General features: G+C 41.0%; 18 protein-coding genes. 12 read left to right on the top strand and 6 right to left on the bottom strand.

The features are described 5' to 3' along the window. Positions 1-242 precede the first annotated feature (242 nt). The 4 genes from ACQKC9_RS10140 to lpxC all read left to right on the top strand — a co-directional run bounded on the left by ACQKC9_RS10140 (position 243) and on the right by lpxC (position 5,201). A complete protein-coding gene (locus tag ACQKC9_RS10140; RefSeq protein ID WP_427621673.1) occupies positions 243-1,031 on the top strand; it encodes a cell division protein FtsQ/DivIB in 789 nt (262 codons plus the stop codon). A gap of 164 nt (positions 1,032-1,195) precedes the next feature. Continuing rightward, positions 1,196-2,488 (top strand): cell division protein FtsA, encoded by a 1,293-nt coding sequence (ftsA, locus tag ACQKC9_RS10135; protein ID WP_057761435.1) that lies wholly within the window; start codon positions 1,196-1,198, stop codon positions 2,486-2,488. A gap of 265 nt (positions 2,489-2,753) precedes the next feature. Further along, entirely contained in the window at positions 2,754-3,959 is a 1,206-nt protein-coding gene (gene ftsZ / locus ACQKC9_RS10130) for a cell division protein FtsZ (protein ID WP_179797600.1), read from the top strand. Between the two features lie 324 nt (positions 3,960-4,283). Next, complete coding sequence (gene lpxC, locus ACQKC9_RS10125; protein ID WP_427621672.1) at positions 4,284-5,201, top strand: UDP-3-O-acyl-N-acetylglucosamine deacetylase; 918 nt, start codon at positions 4,284-4,286, stop codon at positions 5,199-5,201. A 298-nt stretch (positions 5,202-5,499) separates the two neighbouring features. On the opposite strand, the gene ACQKC9_RS10120 is transcribed toward lpxC, so the two are convergent. Continuing rightward, complete coding sequence (locus ACQKC9_RS10120) at positions 5,500-6,015, bottom strand: hypothetical protein (RefSeq protein WP_427621671.1); 516 nt, start codon at positions 6,013-6,015, stop codon at positions 5,500-5,502. Between the two features lie 249 nt (positions 6,016-6,264). Here ACQKC9_RS10120 and ACQKC9_RS10115 point away from each other — a divergent pair, with 249 nt between their 5' ends. Beyond that, the gene (locus tag ACQKC9_RS10115) at positions 6,265-6,993 is read left to right on the top strand and encodes a CHAP domain-containing protein (protein WP_057761430.1); all 729 of its coding nucleotides are present in this window, start codon (positions 6,265-6,267) and stop codon (positions 6,991-6,993) included. 119 nt (positions 6,994-7,112) lie between these two features. On the opposite strand, the gene ACQKC9_RS10110 is transcribed toward ACQKC9_RS10115, so the two are convergent. Together ACQKC9_RS10110 and ACQKC9_RS10105 are read right to left on the bottom strand one after the other, a co-directional pair. Next, complete coding sequence (locus tag ACQKC9_RS10110) at positions 7,113-7,886, bottom strand: hypothetical protein (protein WP_427621670.1); 774 nt, start codon at positions 7,884-7,886, stop codon at positions 7,113-7,115. Positions 7,887-8,121: 235 nt separating this feature from the next. After that, positions 8,122-8,433, bottom strand: coding sequence for a YhbY family RNA-binding protein (locus ACQKC9_RS10105; protein WP_057761426.1), 312 nt, complete (start codon positions 8,431-8,433; stop codon positions 8,122-8,124). 334 nt (positions 8,434-8,767) lie between these two features. Between ACQKC9_RS10105 and ACQKC9_RS10100 the strand changes: the two genes are divergently transcribed. The 6 genes from ACQKC9_RS10100 to ACQKC9_RS10075 all read left to right on the top strand — a co-directional run bounded on the left by ACQKC9_RS10100 (position 8,768) and on the right by ACQKC9_RS10075 (position 14,630). Then, positions 8,768-9,400, top strand: coding sequence for an RlmE family RNA methyltransferase (locus ACQKC9_RS10100; RefSeq protein WP_057761424.1), 633 nt, complete (start codon positions 8,768-8,770; stop codon positions 9,398-9,400). A 401-nt stretch (positions 9,401-9,801) separates the two neighbouring features. Then, on the top strand, positions 9,802-11,697 hold the full coding sequence (ftsH, locus tag ACQKC9_RS10095) for an ATP-dependent zinc metalloprotease FtsH (RefSeq protein ID WP_057761422.1): 1,896 nt from the start codon (positions 9,802-9,804) through the stop codon (positions 11,695-11,697). Between the two features lie 165 nt (positions 11,698-11,862). Then, complete coding sequence (gene folP / locus ACQKC9_RS10090; protein WP_427621669.1) at positions 11,863-12,756, top strand: dihydropteroate synthase; 894 nt, start codon at positions 11,863-11,865, stop codon at positions 12,754-12,756. Between the two features lie 126 nt (positions 12,757-12,882). Then, on the top strand, positions 12,883-13,164 hold the full coding sequence (locus ACQKC9_RS10085; RefSeq protein ID WP_057761419.1) for a succinate dehydrogenase assembly factor 2: 282 nt from the start codon (positions 12,883-12,885) through the stop codon (positions 13,162-13,164). Positions 13,165-13,216: 52 nt separating this feature from the next. Continuing rightward, complete coding sequence (locus ACQKC9_RS10080; protein ID WP_427621668.1) at positions 13,217-13,675, top strand: hypothetical protein; 459 nt, start codon at positions 13,217-13,219, stop codon at positions 13,673-13,675. Between the two features lie 241 nt (positions 13,676-13,916). Further along, positions 13,917-14,630 carry a YidB family protein gene (locus tag ACQKC9_RS10075; RefSeq protein WP_102092773.1) on the top strand — a complete coding sequence of 238 codons (714 nt, stop codon included), beginning with the start codon at positions 13,917-13,919 and terminating at the stop codon, positions 14,628-14,630. A 192-nt stretch (positions 14,631-14,822) separates the two neighbouring features. Here ACQKC9_RS10075 and ACQKC9_RS10070 read toward each other — a convergent pair whose 3' ends face one another. The 3 genes from ACQKC9_RS10070 to trmB all read right to left on the bottom strand — a co-directional run bounded on the left by ACQKC9_RS10070 (position 14,823) and on the right by trmB (position 18,905). After that, positions 14,823-15,914 (bottom strand): regulatory protein RecX, encoded by a 1,092-nt coding sequence (locus ACQKC9_RS10070; RefSeq protein WP_427621667.1) that lies wholly within the window; start codon positions 15,912-15,914, stop codon positions 14,823-14,825. A 40-nt stretch (positions 15,915-15,954) separates the two neighbouring features. Beyond that, positions 15,955-17,007 (bottom strand): recombinase RecA, encoded by a 1,053-nt coding sequence (recA, locus tag ACQKC9_RS10065; RefSeq protein ID WP_427621665.1) that lies wholly within the window; start codon positions 17,005-17,007, stop codon positions 15,955-15,957. 1,058 nt (positions 17,008-18,065) lie between these two features. After that, entirely contained in the window at positions 18,066-18,905 is an 840-nt protein-coding gene (trmB, locus tag ACQKC9_RS10060; protein WP_427621664.1) for a tRNA (guanosine(46)-N7)-methyltransferase TrmB, read from the bottom strand. Between the two features lie 201 nt (positions 18,906-19,106). Here trmB and ACQKC9_RS10055 point away from each other — a divergent pair, with 201 nt between their 5' ends. Next, the gene (locus ACQKC9_RS10055; protein ID WP_427621663.1) at positions 19,107-20,036 is read left to right on the top strand and encodes a DUF2628 domain-containing protein; all 930 of its coding nucleotides are present in this window, start codon (positions 19,107-19,109) and stop codon (positions 20,034-20,036) included. The last annotated feature ends 25 nt before the right edge of the window (positions 20,037-20,061 follow it).

The raw sequence follows: 20,061 nt of genomic DNA, 5'->3' as shown, positions 1-20,061 counted from the left end.
GTTAATATTGTAAGAATAAGTCTATTTCGGTGATATTTATGTTGTTTTGTGAATACAACTGATAACTTATTCATAATTTAAGAAAAATGTTACGTTTAAATCAACGTAATCGCTGTATATAAGCTATGTTTTTAATAAAATTTGATAACATATCGACTTAATAAGCTTCTGCCAAAAATACGCAGATTTATATCAATAAATAGCATGATCAGTTTTATGCAAATATAGGGACAAAGGTCGTTATGGCTCAAACTGTCAACGAGGTAACTGACTTGATGAGTGATAAAGCCGGTCGCCCAAAATCTAAGATCCAAATACCGGCAATGGTAAAGTATCTATTTATGGTACTGGTCTTAGGTTTGCTAGTGCTAATATTAATGATGGGCGGCAAAGCGTTACGTGATGCACCGCCCGCGAATATTTATGTCAGTAATCAAGGTTTGTCTGCTGCTCAGTATGGCTCATTGCAAGACGTGATGGAACAACAACAAGTAAGTAGCTTCTTTACTTCTGATTTGCAAGCATTGCGAGACATTACGATGGGTTTAGCTTGGGTAGACCAAGTGAGTATCTCTCGTGATTGGCAACGTGGCATCGTCGTCAACGCATTACCCAAACAAGCAGTTGCTAATTTTGGCACGGAACGTTTGGTCGATGCAAAAGGCGCTGTGTTTGTTCCTGCTGATAGTAGAGATTTAACACAAGAACGTTTTGCCACCTTACAGGGTGAAATGTCTCAAGCGCCAGTTATCATGCAACAAATGCAGCAAGTTAATGATTGGTATGCACCGCTAGGTATGCAGGTCGAAGATATCATTCTGTCACCGAGAATGACTTGGTTAATCCGCTTTGACAATGGGTTACGTGTGATTGTAGACAATGAAAATACGGCGCAAAAACTACTGAATTTAAGCCAACTGCTCGGCAATCAGTTAAGTACGCGTCGAGATGACATGCAGTCTGTAGATTTACGATATAAAAATGGCTTTACCATTGCTTGGAACGTGACACAGAGTGCTGAAGCAGAATAGCCTAAGTAAGTACTACATCTATGAATAATCGATGTGAGCTAATATGGTTTATTTAGTTTGAAGAAAATATGTACAACATCATAGCGTATTAGTAACGCTTTTTTTAATGATTTAATAGAAGAGCATCACTTGCTCTTCTATTTAGCGATAATTTGTCTGGTACCATGAAAAATAATGAAAATCTGGTTGTTGTCCATCTAAGTGCCACGGCAGTATATGTCGTCATAGGCAATGTTGTCTCTGCAAAAGACATTCGTATTTTGGGCGTAGGACAAGTTAAAAACAGCGATTTTTATCAAGGTCAAATAAAGCATCGTGAACGTCTGCAAGGTGCTATTAAGCAAGCCATTCAAGAAGCAGAAGACACCGCTAACTGCCGTGTGCATAGTGTCTGGTTAACGCTTGCGACTCCTGAACTATCTAGCAAAAACAGTGCTGGAGAAGTCAAAGTAGAAGATGAAGTGGTACGTGCGAAAGACATGGTACAAGCATTGGCCAATGCAAAATCGCGTGATTTATCATCTGACTATTACTTGATGCATTGCTGTCAGCAAGGTATCTATGTCGATGAGCAAGATTTTATGGTGGATGATGTCATTGAGATGATGGCACACAATATCACTGTGATGTACCACATGATGATGATGCCTGTTGCCAGCCGTCAGAATATCCAAAAGCTATTACAAAGTTGTGACGTCGGTATTGATCATATTGTTTTCGATGCAGTGACCAGTGCTGAGTATAGTTTGATGACTGAGGAGCGCCAGCAAGGCGTTTGCTTGGTCGATATCGGTGCTAGTACGACCAGCATTTGTGTGTATAAAGAGAATAAGCTGATTTTTACACATTGTATAGCAACGGGCAGTCATGAAGTGACAATGGATATTTCAGCTGATTTTGGTATTTCCATGATTGAAGCTGAAAAGCTGAAGAAGTCTCATGGTACAGCTGATGTTAATAGTGTCGATCCTAGCGCCTTCTTTTTGTTTAAACCTCAAGGCTCGGGTGACGAAATCAATATTGGTATCTATAACTTGGCACGTATTATTGAGGCTCGTTACGTTCAGATATTTACTGAAGTAGCGCGTCAATTACACGAAGCGGGTTTGATAGGCTATATCGATAAAGGGATTGTGTTGACTGGCGGCGGTAGTACGATTAAAGGTATGATACCCTTTGCCAAAAAGCTACTAAAAATGCCTGTCGTACTAACAAACACCCATCCTGCTATCAGTGCTTATAATCATTTTGATAATGACGAGTCATTTAAGCTACTAAATAGCCAAGTGAACGATCGTGCTTATCAGACGGCTTTTGGCACATTGTTATATAGTCAGAGTGAGCAATTCCGCCGTAGCGAGAAAAGCGAACCTGAAGCGATTCAAAACAATCGCGTATCAGGCGTGTTTCGGAGCGCGGGTCAACGGTTTGCAAATGTTTTAAAGAAAATACTATAAACCTGTTTAATATCGTATCTAGAGCATCTATACATTATGGAATACCTCTAAGTTGATTAAGCAAAAAATAAAGTAACATTGCGAATAAATTCGTTTTAAAAATAAAGTATTAAGTAATAATGACATATTATTGTCTATACTGATCGATTTTAGCCATACCCTGTTTTATTTAAATACATTTATATATAGTATGTCGATAGCGCGCCACATGAGTGCGTTACTATGTATCGACTTACACGCTATCTGCAACTGGAGAATCTTTTTTATGTCAAAATACACCATGCCAGATGATAATCAGCTTCAAAACAATGGCCAAGCAAGCTTCACTGTATTCGGTGTTGGTGGCGGCGGCGGTAATGCAGTTGAACATATGGTACAGCAAGGCATCAGAGGTGTAACGTTCGTTTGTGCCAATACAGATAAACAAGCGCTAGATCGTCTTACTGCACCGCATAAATTGCAACTGGGTGCAAAAACGAACCGTGGTCTAGGGGCAGGCGCAAATCCAGAAGTGGGTCGTGAAGCAGCAGAGAGCGAAGAAGAAGCGATTCGCGCATTGCTTGAGCACTCAGATATGGTATTTATCACTGCTGGTATGGGCGGCGGTACTGGTACAGGCGCAGCGCCAGTTGTTGCTCGTATTGCGAAAGAAATGGAAGTGCTAACAGTTGCGGTTGTGACCACGCCATTCAAATTCGAAGGTGGTAAGCGTATCAAAGCTGCTAAAGCAGGTATTGAGCAGCTGACTAACTTTGTTGACTCAATTATCACGATTCCAAATGATAAGTTGATGAGTGTATACGGCAACATCTCTATGCAAGATGCTTTCAAAAAAGCGGATGATGTATTGCTGCATGCCGTTCAAGGTATTGCCGAGACCATCGCTAGCGAAGGTATGATCAACATTGACTTTAACGATATCCGTACGGCGATGACTGCGAAAGGTCATGCGATGATGGGTATTGGTCGTGCCAGCGGTGATGATCGTGCACGTCAAGCGACTGAAAAAGCCATCAGATCACCACTACTCGATGATTTGCGTTTAGAAAATGCAAAAGGTCTACTGGTTAACGTTATTTCTTCAGAGTCATTGTCACTAGATGAGATGAGCAAAATCAGTGCAATAGTTGAAGAAATTACTGATATTGACGACGCTCATATTTTCTACGGTTCTGTGATTGATGAAAAAATGGGTGACGATTTACATGTAACTGTCATCGCAACTGGCTTAACGTTAGATGAAAACGCAGGTCAAGAGCCAGAAGTAGTAGAGCAGCCAGTACCTTCTGTCAATAGCACGCAACCTGTTGATCCTAACGTGCATACAAGCGCTTTAAACAGTCAGAAGCAGTTACAAGCTCAGCAGCATCAAGATAGCGTTGCACGTCCTAGTGCAAATGCACCTCAAGAGCAGCCTAAGACTAAAACAAACAGTATTCAAGACTATTTAAAACGTCAACAGAATAAATAGTACTTCTAATTTACTGTGAATAAGAAAAAGCCAGCGTTTTAACGTTGGCTTTTTTGTGTTTAAAGAAAGGTGAACCGATTTTTATAAGAAAAACCATGACAGTTTTCTATGTAATCTATATGTATATGACTGTCTAAACTTATATTGATCTTGTTATTTTATAGCATTGAATAGGGCATAAGAAGTAAAAATCAGCAATAGGAAGTTGACGATAAGTGTTATCAATCAAGGAGATAAGAAAATTAGCGCTTTTTATATATAGCGAATAAGGGGTCGGTAATGGTACACTATGTCAATTGTAACAAAATATGTGAGAAGACAACCATGAACCAAAGAACCATAAAAACAGCAATAGCCGTTACGGGTACTGGTCTACATAGTGGTCAGCCTGTTGACTTGGAGTTTCATCCACAGCCGATTGACACTGGTATTGTTTTCGAGCGCTCTGATATAGAAGGTAGTCAACCAATCCCAGCGAGTGCGTTTTTAGTACAAGATACGATGATGTCATCGAACTTAGTATTTGGCGGTACGCGAGTGGGCACGGTTGAGCATTTGCTTAGTGCCATCGCTGGTCTAGGAGTAGACAATCTGTTAGTTCGTGTCTCTGCTTCAGAGATACCAATTATGGATGGTAGTGCTGCGCCTTTTGTTGCGCTCTTACTTGATGCAGGATTTTGTGAGCAAGAAGCGGCCAAGAAATTTATTAAAATTATACGTCCAGTACGAGTAAAACTAGAAGATAAATGGGCAGAGCTACGTCCTTATGAAGGGTATGAATTAAATTTTGAAATTGATTTTGATCATCCTGCATTTGATAAGAACTTTCAGCATGCACAGTTGAAGTTCTCTACACAGAACTTTATCGAACAATTAAGCACTGCGCGTACTTTTGGATTTTTACGTGATATAGAAGCACTACGTCAAAACAACTTAGCACTTGGCGGCAGTATGGAAAACGCCATCGTTATCGATGATGTCAACATACTTAATGCCGAAGGCTTACGTTTTAACGATGAGTTTGTCCGTCATAAAATTTTAGATGCTTTGGGAGATTTGCATCTGATTGGCTACCCAATTTTAGGTCGTTTTAATGCCTATAAGTCTGGTCATGCTCTAAATAATTTATTGGTACGTGAAATACTGTCTGACGAAGATAACTTTGAAATTGTAACTTTTGATGACAATGTAACCTGTCCTATCGAGTATTTGCCACTTAGTGATTTGGTTATTGAAGGATAAATACAGGAATATACAGGAAGTATCGAAACATTTACGCAATATTACATAGGCGGCTCATAATTACATTTATATAATATGCTTTATTTTGAATATATAGTTTATATAAATATATGAATTTTCCGTTAAGGCACATAATACAAAAGCTGTAGATGGTTTTTAAGTCCTTCGTTAGCTATATCCATAATCTGGATGTAACTAATGAAGGATTTTTTTTACCTGATACATTACAAAAATCCATCTTTATCAATGCTAACACCTGCTCTTATTTACATAACTTTACATTTAAAGGTCGGTATTTTTAATGATTAATCAAACGCAAAAGGGCTTTTTTGAGATTTTCATCAGTGGTGACATGCTCTGCGGCCTGTGATATAGTCCGTTTTGTGTTCTGGCTAAGCGCCTGATTTTCATTGGCTTTACGAGAATTTGGCAAGTGCAGTGATGATGCTGATGATTGTTTAGATGAATAATTATCGGAAGAGCTTTTAGCCACAACGACGCGAATTTGCTTGAGTTGTTTAAATGTAATTGACTGCTCTGTTAGTATTTGCAAATACGAGCTATGTAAATAGCGAATATGATTTGCTGCTGTCATTGAGCTAACACTTAATATCAACTGCTCAGGTGATAAGCCTACAACCCAACAGGTATTGAGTATTTCTTCAGGTAGACAGTCTACCAATAGCTCTTTTATCTCGTTGGTTGCTTCTATATATAGTCGCATGTTGTTAGCAAGGGTTTGAGGTAGCGCGCTACCAGCAAATGCTTGATGATCTATAAGCTGGGCAAGCCGATTAGGTTGTTTTTTTGACATCGTAAGTACTCATCTAATAGGTGACAAACTCGATACTCATAACAGACATGCTAAAAGCAATATATAGCAGATGGCTTATAAGATAGTTGACTAGGTGGGAGGTACTACTGGCACTAGTCGCTATTTGAAAAGAATGAACCGTTGTAATAGGGATTTTATCACGTCTATTTGATGATTATATCCTCTAAATTAATTGATGCTTCGTTACGGATGACGAGCAGACTTGTATTAACAATAGGTAGTAAATTTATGAAACAAGCTTTATTAATTTTGTCAGTATTGGGAATGGGTATCGCACAGACGAGTGGTGCTGCCGAAACAACCTTTCAACCAAATAATACCTTGAGTCATACCATCACAAATATTTCTACTTCTGCGAACTATGGTTCTAGTCGCAACATCTATAGCACTAACAGTGGTGCACATGTATATAGCAACGATGAGATCAGTCAAGCAATTGACAACCTAAGCGCTCATGCTAAGCAAAAAGAATATCAGCTCGCTTCACTGACCAGTCGTTTGTCTTACGAGCAGCGTCAGCAGCAAGCAAGCCGCGTACCTGACCGCAATTCTGCTCCTGCTATTGCAGCAGCAAATGCCTCTCGCGTTGCATTATCTAGAAGCTCTGGCTACTGTGCTCGTTATGTGCGTAAAGCATTACAGTCAGCAGGTTACGAATTTACGCCGAATCCTTCAGCCTATCAGTACGCCTCTCGTGGCACGCTAGCCCAAGCTGGCTTTACCAAGATTAGTAACGACATGGCACCACAAGTTGGTGATGTCGTTGTCTATAACCGCACGTCAAGCCGTCCACATGGTCATATCCAGATTTTTGATGGCAATGATTGGGTATCTGATTTCCGTCAAAACAGCATCAGCCCATATAGCGGTAATTACAGCTATACGACATGGCGTGATTCGCAGTATGTTGACGATGCATCAGATCGTGGTATCTACCTTGCGATGGCTGACAAATAGACATCAGTTAAATAAGACTAAAGTTTTCTCCAAACTCAGTAATGCTCTTTATGACATTACTGGGTTTTTTTTGTGTTTTAAACTGGGATGTTTAAGTGAGTACAGCTCATATAACCAAATCAAAGCCCAAAATTTGGCCAATAGTCGCGATTGTGAAAGTCAGGCGGGGAGGCATGACCCGAGGCAAAATATAAGTCAGTCTCGCCAAACCATAAGATGACACAAGGATGTATTTGTTCGATCATCATGTTTGCAATAACGTATTGTTGATTCTCTAATTGAGTTATAGGTAGGCTAAAGCTACGCTCATAATGAGCAGGTGTCTGCACTACCATTGGAGTGCTAGATAACGGGTTCTCCCCTGATGTATCTGCTAGCTCTTTACAGTTATGCCAATTAATAGATGCGCGTGTGGTTCCATCGGTCTCATATAACGGTATTGGCGGTAGTATCGAAGGATTACGATAGCCCTCAAACTGATAAACAGCGTAACGACCATCAGGACTCGTATTAATCTCTATATAAGCAGTTGCTTGCTGAAGTGGTATCTTGTGCGGTTCTGTCTGGTCAGATGCCGCGATATCTTCGTTATCAAGTTTACAGCCATCAATATCACTGCCAGCAATAAAACATTCAAGGCAGGTTTCTTCCCATAGGTAATCAGTGAAATTTACTTGAGTTTGTTGCCATGTTGACCAATGGAGTTGATTGGCTAGAATTTGACTAGGCAGAGTCACTTGATAGGTCAGCACTAGTTGCAAAGCTGGTTGCTGGATGATCTCTGCACTTACTTCGATAGAGATATTCTCAAGCGCTTCTATAGACACGCCTAATTGCTGAGCGTCTTTCGCTATCGTCTCTGTGGCTATAGAGAGGTTAAAAGATTGGTTCATTATGAGTACATCTCGACGATAATAATAAAGAGGTGATAGTGACAAGAGAAATCATACTGATTAAGGACACTAATACTAAAGGACACTAATACTATATGATAAGTATAACCGAGACTATCGGAAAACATAAAAGCCGCGAGCAAGAAGCGTCGCGGCCTTTGTATTTCGTTATCGTTTGGCTATGATATAAGTGAACATAAAACCCAGTCACTTAATGCCAGTCGGTCATGACATATTACTGCGCGTGACGTGCTAGGTTAGACAGTTTTGGGTTGGCATTTGGGTTTTTACGTAGTAACAATGCCATACGACCAATAGAATGAACCAAAGATGCATTAGCCGCTTTAGCAAGTTCAGCGCCAACGATGTCACGCTCTTCTTTCGTGCCAGCAGGCAATTTTACTTTGATAAGCTCATGATCTGTTAGCGCGCGATCGATTTCTTCAGTGATGGTTGGGGTAATACCCTTGTTGCCGATCATAACGATAGGCTTTAGCTCGTGACCGATGCCTTTTAGACGTTTGATGGTAGCGTTATCGAGTTGCATAGAATTCCTAAGTGTTGGTAAAAATAAAAATGGTACTGTTAAAAACAGTTATTGATCATTATAGATAATCTGTGACCATCTTGCATGAGATCAGCAGGATTTTGCACGATTTTACGTGACGAAAATGTTAAACTGAATGTTTGGTACATTATAAACGCTACTGCCTTATAAAACAGTTATTTAACCAATAGAATTTGGTCAGTTTGCAACTAACCATGAATAAGAAATCTGATTAACACTGTATTTAGAATAATCTGCAACGGATTAATATCAGTTTGTAAGTGATAGAGCAATTAAAGCAGCTAGATTTAGTAAAGCAATAGGAGCAGGTATTTTGGCCACGCGTATCGAAAACAAAAAACTATCAAAGAGCAGCAGTGCTTGGATGAAAGAGCATATTGATGATCATTATGTACAAAAAGCTCAAAAAGATGGCTACCGTGCCCGTGCCGCTTATAAATTATTAGAGATTAATGAAAAAACCAACCTGATCAAAAAAGGCATGACGGTTGTGGATTTGGGCAGTGCGCCTGGTAGCTGGTCACAAGTCGCTGGTCGATTGGTAGGTGACGATGGTATCTTGATTGCCTCTGATATTTTGGCGATGGATACCTTGCCGGATGTGACTTTCATTCAAGGTGATTTTCGTGAAGCTGAAGTGTTTGACGCCATTATGGCAGAAGTGGGTGATAGACAAGTCGATGTCGTATTGTCTGACATGGCACCCAATACGGCTGGGAACAGTGCTATCGATCAGCCACGTATGATGTACTTATGTGAGTTGGCAGTAGACTTCGCGCTTGCAACCTTACCAGAAGGTGGCGCACTTATTATGAAAGTGTTTCAAGGCGAGGGTACACAAGAATTACGCAAGCAGATGCAGCAGGATTTTAGTAAGATTCGTAGTATAAAGCCAGGTGCGTCACGACCACGCTCAAAAGAGATGTTTTGGATAGCGATTAAATAGTTTTAACATCAATAGGTTGCTGCTCTTGTAAGCGAGAGGGTAAACCACCATAAAGTGTTATTATCGCGATATAAAAGCTGCGTCAATTGTTAAAGGAATAATCGTGAAACCTGCTTGAATTATGCGGGTTAGCACCACATATCATGGTATATTACCTTTGTTTTTAGCATACGTTTTAGGCAAAGTCGTCTGATAATAAGCGTTTTACAAGCTCAATGATCGTATATCTATGTTTATCTCATACTGATTATTTATAAAAACAATTTTTATGCTATCTATAAATCATATAAGTTTAATTTAGCAGCTTTTTATTATCGGGATATTCGTTAAAAATGAGCAATACGTTTATAGACGTCACGTGTTTAATAAACACACCAATAAGTAAGGGATGGGAATAACTAGTGAGCGACATGGTAAAAAATACCTTATTGTGGCTGGTGGTAATCGGCGTTTTGGTGCTGGTGTTTAGCGGCTTTGATCAATCTTCTGAGCCGGATAACCTTAACTACTCTGAGTTTGTGACCGCAGTGTCAGAAAACCAAGTAGCCAGTGTCGAGATCGACGGCGAACAGATCACCGGCGAAAAGAAAAATGGCTCATCTTTTGAGACCATTAGACCAGCTGTGTCAGATGACCAGCTCATGCCAATGCTACGTGAGAACCAAGTCGAAGTTCAAGGGACTGCACCAAAGCGCCAAAGCGTATTGATGCAACTACTGATAGCCAGCTTCCCAATTCTATTGATTATTGGTCTGTTCTTATTCTTTATGCGTAATATGCAGGGCGGCGCTGGCGGTAAAGGCGGCGGCCCAATGAGCTTTGGTAAATCAAAAGCGAAAATGCTGACAGAAGATCAAATCAACGTTAACTTCGAAGATGTGGCCGGTTGTGAAGAAGCCAAAGAAGAAGTTGTTGAAGTGGTTGAGTTCTTACGTGATCCAGACAAATTTACCAAACTGGGTGCAACGATTCCTCGTGGTATCTTGATGGTAGGTCCTCCAGGTACAGGTAAAACTTTGCTAGCAAGAGCTATTGCTGGTGAAGCTAAAGTACCGTTCTTCTCAATTTCAGGTTCTGATTTTGTTGAGATGTTCGTTGGTGTTGGTGCATCTCGTGTCCGTGATATGTTCGAACAGGCGAAAAAAAGCGCTCCTTGTATTATCTTTATTGATGAGATTGATGCAGTCGGTCGTCATCGTGGTTCCGGTATGGGCGGCGGTAATGATGAGCGCGAGCAGACATTGAACCAGTTATTGGTTGAGATGGATGGTTTTGAAGGTAATGAAGGCGTTATTGTTATTGCCGCAACTAACCGTGCTGACGTGCTTGATAAAGCATTACTGCGTCCAGGTCGTTTTGACCGTCAGGTACAAGTAGGCTTGCCGGATATCAAAGGCCGTGAACAAATCCTAAAAGTTCATTTGAAGAAACTGCCGAATACAATCAGTGTAGATGCCAGTTCTCTTGCTCGTGGTACGCCTGGATTTAGTGGTGCACAGCTTGCAAACCTTGTAAACGAAGCTGCATTGTTTGCCGCGCGTCGCAATAAGACTAGCGTCGATATGAATGACTTTGAAGATGCAAAAGACAAGCTATATATGGGTCCTGAACGCAAATCCATGGTTATACGCGAAGAAGAGCGCCGTGCAACTGCGTATCATGAAGCGGGTCATGCGTTAGTAGCTGAGCTATTGCCAGGTACAGATCCGGTGCATAAGGTTACCATTATGCCGCGTGGCTTTGCCCTTGGTGTTACTTGGCAGTTGCCTGAGCATGATCAAACCAGTATGTATAAGTCGAAAATGCTGAGCGACATTGCTATTTTGTTCGGTGGTCGTATTGCTGAAGAAGTGTTTATCAATCAAATGTCGACAGGCGCTTCGAACGACTTTGAACGCGCTACTAAAATGGCACGTGCAATGGTCACGAAGTACGGTATGTCTGATGCACTTGGTATCATGGTGTACGAAGATGACGACAACTCGCAAGGATATTTCGGCGGTGGTGGTCGTACTATCTCTGAAGCTACGCAGCAGAAGGTCGATGAAGAAGTGCGTCGTATGCTAGAAGAGCAGTACGATATCGCTCGTGAATTGATTGAAGCCAACCAAGACAAAATGCATGCGATGGTTGATGCGCTTATGAACTGGGAAACTATTGATCGTGACCAACTGCAAGATATTCTAGCAGGTGAAGAACCACGTCCACCAAGAGTTTATCAGCATAACGAAGTAAACTTGTCGAAAAACGATGTCAAAACAACGGGTGCTACACCGCCACCATTACCAGCGATGTAAGTGCTAGCGTATTCATGTCTTATAAAAAGCCCTTTATGATAGAGGGCTTTTTTTATTGTCATCATTTTATGAAGGGTTTAGAACCCTATAAGATTTACTGGTATCATAAGCATAGATAATAATAATTAAAGCTGCATTATAAATTTTATTTGCGATGGATTATTCATGTCATTATTCCAACCTTTACCCAACTATCAAGTGTCTAGCCGTGATAAAACCTTAGATTTGTCGCAGCCGCATATCATGGGTATCTTGAACGTAACGCCAGATTCATTTTCAGACGGTGGACAGTTTAACGCAGTAGATAAAGCTGTCGCTCATTGTCAGCAGTTGATAAATGAAGGCGCTACTATTATTGATATCGGTGGTGAATCTACTCGTCCAAATGCGCAAACTGTAGCGACTAAAGACGAGATACAACGAGTTGTGCCGGTGGTTCGAGCCATTCGTAAGTATTGTGGTGATGCTATTTGGTTATCGATTGATACTAGCAGCCCTGAAGTCATGCAGGCAGCTTTTGATGAAGGTGCTGACATTTGGAACGATGTACGAGCACTGAAACGTACTGGTGCGGCAGAGCTAGCGGCTAAGCTTGATATACCTGTTATGCTAATGCATATGCGCGGTGAGCCAACGACAATGAATAATCTGGCACAGTATGACGATGTGATCGATGAAGTGCGTACAGAGCTGATTGACCGTATTAACGAAGTAGTGAGCATCGGCGTCAAACAAAGCAATATCATTATCGACCCAGGCTTTGGTTTTGCTAAGAACTATGAGCATCATTGCGAGTTATTAAGCCAGCTGAGTAGCTTGCAGACATTAGGACTGCCAATGATGTTTGGCATTTCTCGCAAGCGTTTCTTGGCAGAAGTATTGACCAAAAGTGGGGTGCAGTCCGTAAGTATGACGCAAGCGGTAGAGCGTGATTCGGCAGGAACGGCAGCTGGACTGTTAGCCGTACAACAAGGCGCAAGTATCATTCGTACACATAATGTAGCGATGATGCAGCAAGCAGTGGCCTTATGGAGTCAACTGTCAGCATATCGTTGTTAAACTCATTCTACATGTCCGAATGCATAGTGAGATTTCAAGACTATAAATATTCTATACGCTATGCCTGATATTTTTTTCTAAACTATCTAAACCCACAAGACTATCCAATTTAATAAGAGTAAATTTATGACTAGTACCACTCAGCCAGAACCAACCAATGAACAGCGCCGTATCATTTATCAAGCTCGCCGCGGATTAAAAGAATTGGATTTTTATATTGATCCTTACGTCAAGGAGCTGTATCTGACAGCAGATGCTACTGAACAAGCAACCTTTGCAGAAATGCTGACTCATGAAGACCCAGACTTGCTTGATTACTTTACCAATCAAAATCGTCCAGAAGAGGATGATATCTGGGCGTTGGTCAATAAGATAAAAACATGGCGTCATACCAAAGACTTGGTTTAGGTCTTAAGGAGTGGGTCAGTACAATATCTAACGTTTCCCATGGTACGCTTATATGACGCTAGTAACCTCGCTACGTATCGATACAGCTATCAAACCTGCCAGTTATTTACGCGCGCTGCTATATGTAAGCTTGACTGGCGTTATGATGATATTGGCATGGTTTGCATCTTTGGCTTTGTGGCAGTATCTACTGATCTTCATAGTCTCGGCAGCGGTCGCAAGTTATCTGATTATATCGAGACCAATCCTATTACATATTAGTCAGCCATCGCTCAGTCAGCGTGTCGATAAAGAATGGCAATTACTGATACGAACGGGACGCGGCGATGAGTTATGGCAAGCAGAGTTAGTCGATATTAATCGCTACCAGTGGGTGATGAGTATCGAGTTCAATATCGTTGAGCCTTATCAAAAAACGTTTTCGACTACTATATTTCGCGACCAAGTAAATCACGAGCAATGGCGACAGTTAAATATTTTAGCCAATACCAGTAAGGGTAATGCTAAATAACTGGTTATCTACTGGTCTTAGACTTCTCCTTTTACGATGAAAAATCTCTACACGTCATAACAAAATAGCTATCTCAAAGGACAAAGAGGTTTGTTATATTAAAATCTGTTATATTAAAAATAGAAAATAAAACTCGTAATTCTGCTGTCCCGTTATTAAAGAACATATAGGCAGATATGAGGTTTCATAAATTTTAGCAGTATTTTTGTACTAAACAATACGATAAAAAGAGGAATAGATAATGAGCTTATTAGGGAATTTAGTGAGCCAAGTGGCACGTAGTGCAATGAATCCAGACGACGCTCAGCGCAATCCAGTTAACCAACGTACTGAAACACGGCAGACTGGGGGACTAGGTGATATTTTAGGTAGTGTACTGGGCGGTGGCAGTCAGGCAGGTGGTTATAGCCCTCAACAAAATAGCCGTCAAGCAGATAATGGTTTTGGCTTAGATGACATCATTGGTGGTCTCACGGGCGGTAGTCAGCGCGGTGGTATGAGTTCAGGTGCTGGTGGACTCGGTGATATTTTAGGTAGTGTATTAGGTGGTCAGCGTACTAATAGTGGGTTCGGTGGTAAAGGTATGCTCGTTGCAGCATTGATGCCTATGGTACTTAGCTGGATCAAACGTAATGGTGGTTTGAGCGGTGCATTGTCGAAAATCACTGGTATGGGCTATGAAGGTCAAGCACGCTCTTGGATGAGTAATAACGAAGCAAATGATAATTTAGATCCAAACGAAATTAATCGTTTGTTTGATGAAAACGAAATTCAGCAAGTAGCCGCTCATACTGGTGCTAATGAAACTGAGGTAAGACAGGGACTCGCTGAGCTGTTGCCTGAGGTAATGAATCAGCTAACGCCTAATGGCAATCTGGATAATGAGTCTGAGGCCAATGAAGAGATAGATCAAATCATTAGCCAGCTATCTAGCCGTCTTGGTAATTTTAAGTAGTTTGTTCAAGTAGTTTGACAGCTTTGAGTTTGAAAATTTCTAATCAAATACTTTAAAGTTATACAGATTAGAATGACTGGCAGTATTAATTAAAGGGCACGTCATATAACGTGCTCTTTTTTATGTCTATCACAAGAGTATGACTGTCGATAAATACCGTTTGGCAGGAACAGTGATAGCGATAGTAAGCCCTTAAAATCTTTCGTCTAGCGACTCTGTAGTATGGTTAAGTGCGGCAAAGCAGATATCGGTATTAAACCCTCTATACTGCAAAAATCGTAGCTGCTTAGCTTTTTCTTTTTGCTCAACTGGTATCTCATTACCGTATTTTTTGGTACGAGCTATCACCGCTAGTTTTAGCCAATCTACACCATCGACTAGGTTGTCTGCATCATCATCTACAAACTCACTAAATTCATCAGACTCAATATTTGCCATATCGATTAGCTCATCGATGTTACCTGGCATAGCAATCTTCTTACGATAGAATTCTTGTTTGATCCGACCACGTCCGCGGCCTTTACGAATGTTCTCACGTATCAGCATTAGGGTAGTGCGGTAATCACTTTGATAACCTTTTTCTTCAAACTCATCAAGTAGTGCGTCAATTTTTTCTGGGTCTTGTTCTTTGTCGATCAGCTTTTGCTTTAGCTCAGCCTTACCGTATTCACGGCGTGATAAATAATAAAATGCGAGCCAACGCAATCGACTTTCAGCTTTGATCGCATCGATTTCTGCTTGTTTTTGTTCAGGGGTTCGTAAGTAGGCTTTGAGCGCGGCTGGTATGTTATCGTTTTGGCTGTCTGTTTCACTATCATTGATAGCAAAAAGCTCAGCTTCATTTTCTGAGTTTTTGGATAGCGGCTCAGTGCTATCACTAGTACCAGTTGTCAAACCATCACTAATTTCGTCATTCTGAATGTCGAGTTTGACTTCTGCCAGCATCTCTTTGATGGTTTGCGCTTCAGGTGGTTGATATGTAGGGGTGTCACTAGGCTCAGCGATAAAATTAGCCGCTGGATGAAAACGCTTTTTACGTTTTTTAGATTTAGAGTTCTTTTTTGATTTAGGAGAAGAGCCTTCGAAAAACGCTGTATCAATAGTAGCGTCATTCGTGACTGAATCATCTTTATTTGAACGGGTAGTCCGTTTACTGGATTTCTCTCGTTTTTTAGGCTCTTTCGTATGAGAGTTCTTGGACGATTTTTTTGGTTTATTATCAACAGAACTAGCTGAGTCGGCGCCCGACTCAGCTAGGATTTCAGCTAAGGTTTTAATTTTCATAATGAATCATAGTTACTGACAACGGTTAATCGTTAAACCATTATTGTACAGGTTCAGAAGCCTGTTCTGCTTCTTCAGTTTCATCGGCTTTACTATTTTTCTTTGTACCAAGCTTTTCGTCACGAATTTTGTCTTCGATTTCTTGAGCAATGACAGGGTTCTCTTTTAAGAAAAGCACAGAGTTGGCTTTACCTTGACCGATTTTTTCGTCGCCATAGCTGTACCAAGAGCCTGCTTTGCCAACGGCGCCAATCTCCACGCCCAAATCGATGACTTCAGCTAAGTGGTTAGTACCTTCACCATAAGTAATTTCGAATTCAGCTTGGCGGAAAGGTGGTGCCATTTTGTTTTTGATAACTTTGACACGGGTCTGGTTACCGATGATTTCATCACCGTTTTTGACAGCGCCAATACGGCGAATATCCATACGTACAGAGGCGTAGAATTTCAGCGCGTTACCACCAGTCGTAGTCTCAGGGCTACCGAACATAACACCAATTTTCATACGAATCTGGTTAATAAACACCACCATACAGTTAGAGCGTTTGGCGTTACCAGTGATTTTACGTAGGGCTTGGCTCATCAGGCGCGCTTGCAGACCCATGTGCGAGTCACCCATTTCGCCTTCAATTTCGGCACGTGGTGTCAAGGCAGCTACTGAGTCAATCACGATCATGTCGATTGCGCCTGAGCGTACCAACATATCGGTAATTTCAAGTGCTTGCTCGCCATTGTCAGGCTGCGAGAGCAATAAGTCATCAGTGTTTACCCCAAGCTTGCGTGCATAAACAGGGTCAAGCGCATGCTCAGCATCGATAAAGGCACAAGTACCACCTTGCTTTTGACATTCTGCAATAGCTTGCAGGGTCATCGTCGTCTTACCTGAGCTTTCTGGGCCATAAATCTCAACGATACGGCCTTTTGGTAGACCACCAATGCCAAGCGCAATGTCTAACCCTAGAGAGCCTGTAGAGACCACATCGACATCCATAATGGCCGAGTCATCGCCTAGATGCATGATGGTGTTTTTACCAAATTGCTTTTCGATTTGACCTAATGCCGCTTTGAGGGCTTTGGCTTTATTGTCGTCCATATTGGATTCCTTGTTTTCGGTAGTTAAGTTGATGCTATAAATAAAATATTGGTACGGTTAAAACCTTTGGCAAACGCATACTAACTGTTATGAAGTCGGTAATGATTGTTTGGCTGTTTTATCGAAAAATAGGTTGTCACGTGACTGGTATAGGTAGTAGTATCGAAGGTATAGTTCTACTATACAGTAAAATTAAATAGCGAGAGAAGTAAAAATAAGTCCGTAACACACTGCCGTTATCGTTGTTTTTAAGTCAGCCTTGGCGTGCTGATTACTTGAATCAACTTCTTGACGCTGTTGATTTGATAAGGTAATTATAACAAAAGCAAGGCACTATAATGAGCATTGAGGGATGCTAGACGACACTATCTGTCGTATGGTATGACACTGAAAATCTATAGAAAAGATGCGATAGGTCGCTGTCTTTTTGAACCTGATAACGACTATGCTTGTCAATAGATTTAGGAGTTGTCCACAACAAATAAAAGGCTTATTTTCGCTAATTGTGAAACATTATGAATAATTAAATTATTTTAGAAATTATTTAAAATAATTTTTTATGTGTATAAATTTAATGTAAGTAACTGATTTTAAAGGTTTTATAAATTGTACAAAAAATGAACGATTTTACCTTATCCTTTAAGTTGCTTAGCTATAAAGTTGTCAAGTAGTGACTTATGCACAGGGTTATCCACAGCTTATGGGGAGAACTCTGTAAAGCCTTATAATACATAAGTTTACGTAGATTATTAGTATTAGGAATGGATTCTATATTTCTTTTCTAATCACTTTAGAGAGGCAGTTTTGTCTACAAACAATGCTATGAGCGCTATGTTTCACAAATTATAAATTTATCTTTTTTTATGCATAATCATACTATAGGCATTAAAAGTCAGGAGCATGACTCAAGATATACATCTAAGATGTCAGTAGACATAGTTATGCATAGGATGTCTAGTATTTTTAGAGATATTTTCTACAGCCTATAGAAGGCCAAAAAAAAGCGGCTACATCAGATAGCCGCTTTGTCAAAACACTTAAAAGTAAAACTGTATTAATCAGTCTTTGATATAGATCAAATCCCACACACCATGGCCACGGTCGAGGCCACGACGTTCAAACTTAGTCATTGGACGAAAGTCAGGACGCTCAGTGAAATTACCTGTACCTGCTTTGTTGGTCAATCCAGCGAAACCATCCAATACTTCAACCATCCAAAATGCATAGTGCTCCCAGTCAGTTGCTGTATGGAACCAGCCGCCTTGTTTTAAGCTGCGCGTGACGATGGTCATACGTTCAGGACTGACAAAACGACGCTTATAGTGACGCTTCTTTTGCCATGGGTCAGGGAAGTATAGCTGAATACGGTCGATATGGTTTTCTGGTAGTTGCTTAAGCAATTGAATGGCATCACCGTTAATGATTTTTACGTTGCTCAAATCTTGGGTGCCAGCCATATACGCACATTTACCAATACCAGGCTCATGCACTTCTACACCGACAAAATTACGGGTAGGGTCAGCGGCTGCCATCTCAATAAACGAATCACCCAAGCCAAAACCAATCTCTACCGTAAGCGGTGCATCTGCACCATTAGGGCTATCAGCGAATAACGTACGTAGGTTGTCAATACCGGTAAGATCGCCATCACCAAAACTGTTATTGACTAAATACTCAGAAAATTCTGGAGCAGTTAGTGCAAGCTCAGCGTTTTTGTTCATGTGCGTACGGCGCTTCATAAACGTATTGACGATGCGTATATGCTTGTCAGAGGTTGGCTCTATCTCTTGGCTAGTGCTGTTATCGATATCGATAGGCTCGCTTGTGCTATTAAGGGTTTGCTCATCAGTAGTATCGGTACTATTGACGTTGTCATTGATATCAGAATGTTGACTCATAGGATTCGTAAGGCTTAATTAGGTGGGTGATGTTTGCTTATTATAAGTTAAATCCATACAACTGTGAACGGACAATCCTATTTTCGCGTATTTGCTGGTCAGTGCTGTGGTTTCTCTATGTTACACACGTGTTTTAGCGTTATCATATAATGGTATCTTTTAAATGCTTTTCCTAAGAGTCAGTAAGTAGAGCGTGTTGCCATGTTATTTATCGAGACAGATTCACCGCCACCATTTTATCAAGAGTCGTTAACACCTGCTAAACGTAAGCAGTTAGACAAGTGGTTCATCGGTAATCGTACCCAGCGTTATTATCTCAAACGCTTTGAGCAGTTTGATCAGCAAGGTTATCTGTCGCCAAAATGGCATTGGGCTGCGTTTTTTATCACTTTTCCTTGGCTGCTATATCGCAAGCGCTATATGGATGCGATTGTCTATAGTGTCGCAGGGTGGTCTTTTATCCAGCTTAATGTCGCGCTGGTGCTAGTCGCTTTTGAATTTATAGCGATGTCCTATGTACCAGATGCTTATCAGATGGCAACACGTATTGCTATTGCTGCTGTTATTTGGCTGTTTTGGTCGTTTATGGTGGCACGTTGGACGGATGCGTATTACTACCGAATGGCAAGGCGTGAGATCGCTGATGCGATAAATGATCATCCGCGAGATGAGTCAGCACAGAAGGCACATCTGCAGAGAGAAGGTGGCGTTAGCTTATTCGGACTGGCATTAGGGTTTGGTTTTTTTGCGTTTTCGCTATTAGTGATTAAGGTGCAGTTCTTACCGATTATTGCCAAGCCAAAAGCAAACGAAGTATTGTTTGATGCTTATGATATTGCAAAGAATGCCCAAAATCGAGTGGCGTTGATTTATCAACAGACAGGGCAGTGCCCAGTAAATTTGCCCCTGAGTACTGAGCAGCAGCAACTACGCATGCATGTCAATAGTCAGGCCGCTGGCGTAACAGAAACCGACTGTGCGGTAGTGGCAACGATTCAGAACGTGACGTTTCCAATACGCTACTTAAACGAGCAGACGCTGGTCTTTTATCATATACCAGACAGTGATAACTGGGATTGCACCAGCTCACTGAATAAAAAACAAGCCCCTAAAAACTGCATAGCTGATTAGGGGCTGTATTTCACGAGTGCTTGTA

The organism is Psychrobacter sp. NPDC078409 (genome assembly GCF_050268505.1).
Taxonomy (GTDB): domain Bacteria; phylum Pseudomonadota; class Gammaproteobacteria; order Pseudomonadales; family Moraxellaceae; genus Psychrobacter.
Note: the sequence above shows the minus strand (reverse complement) of the source record. Positions and strands in the feature narration are given on the sequence as shown.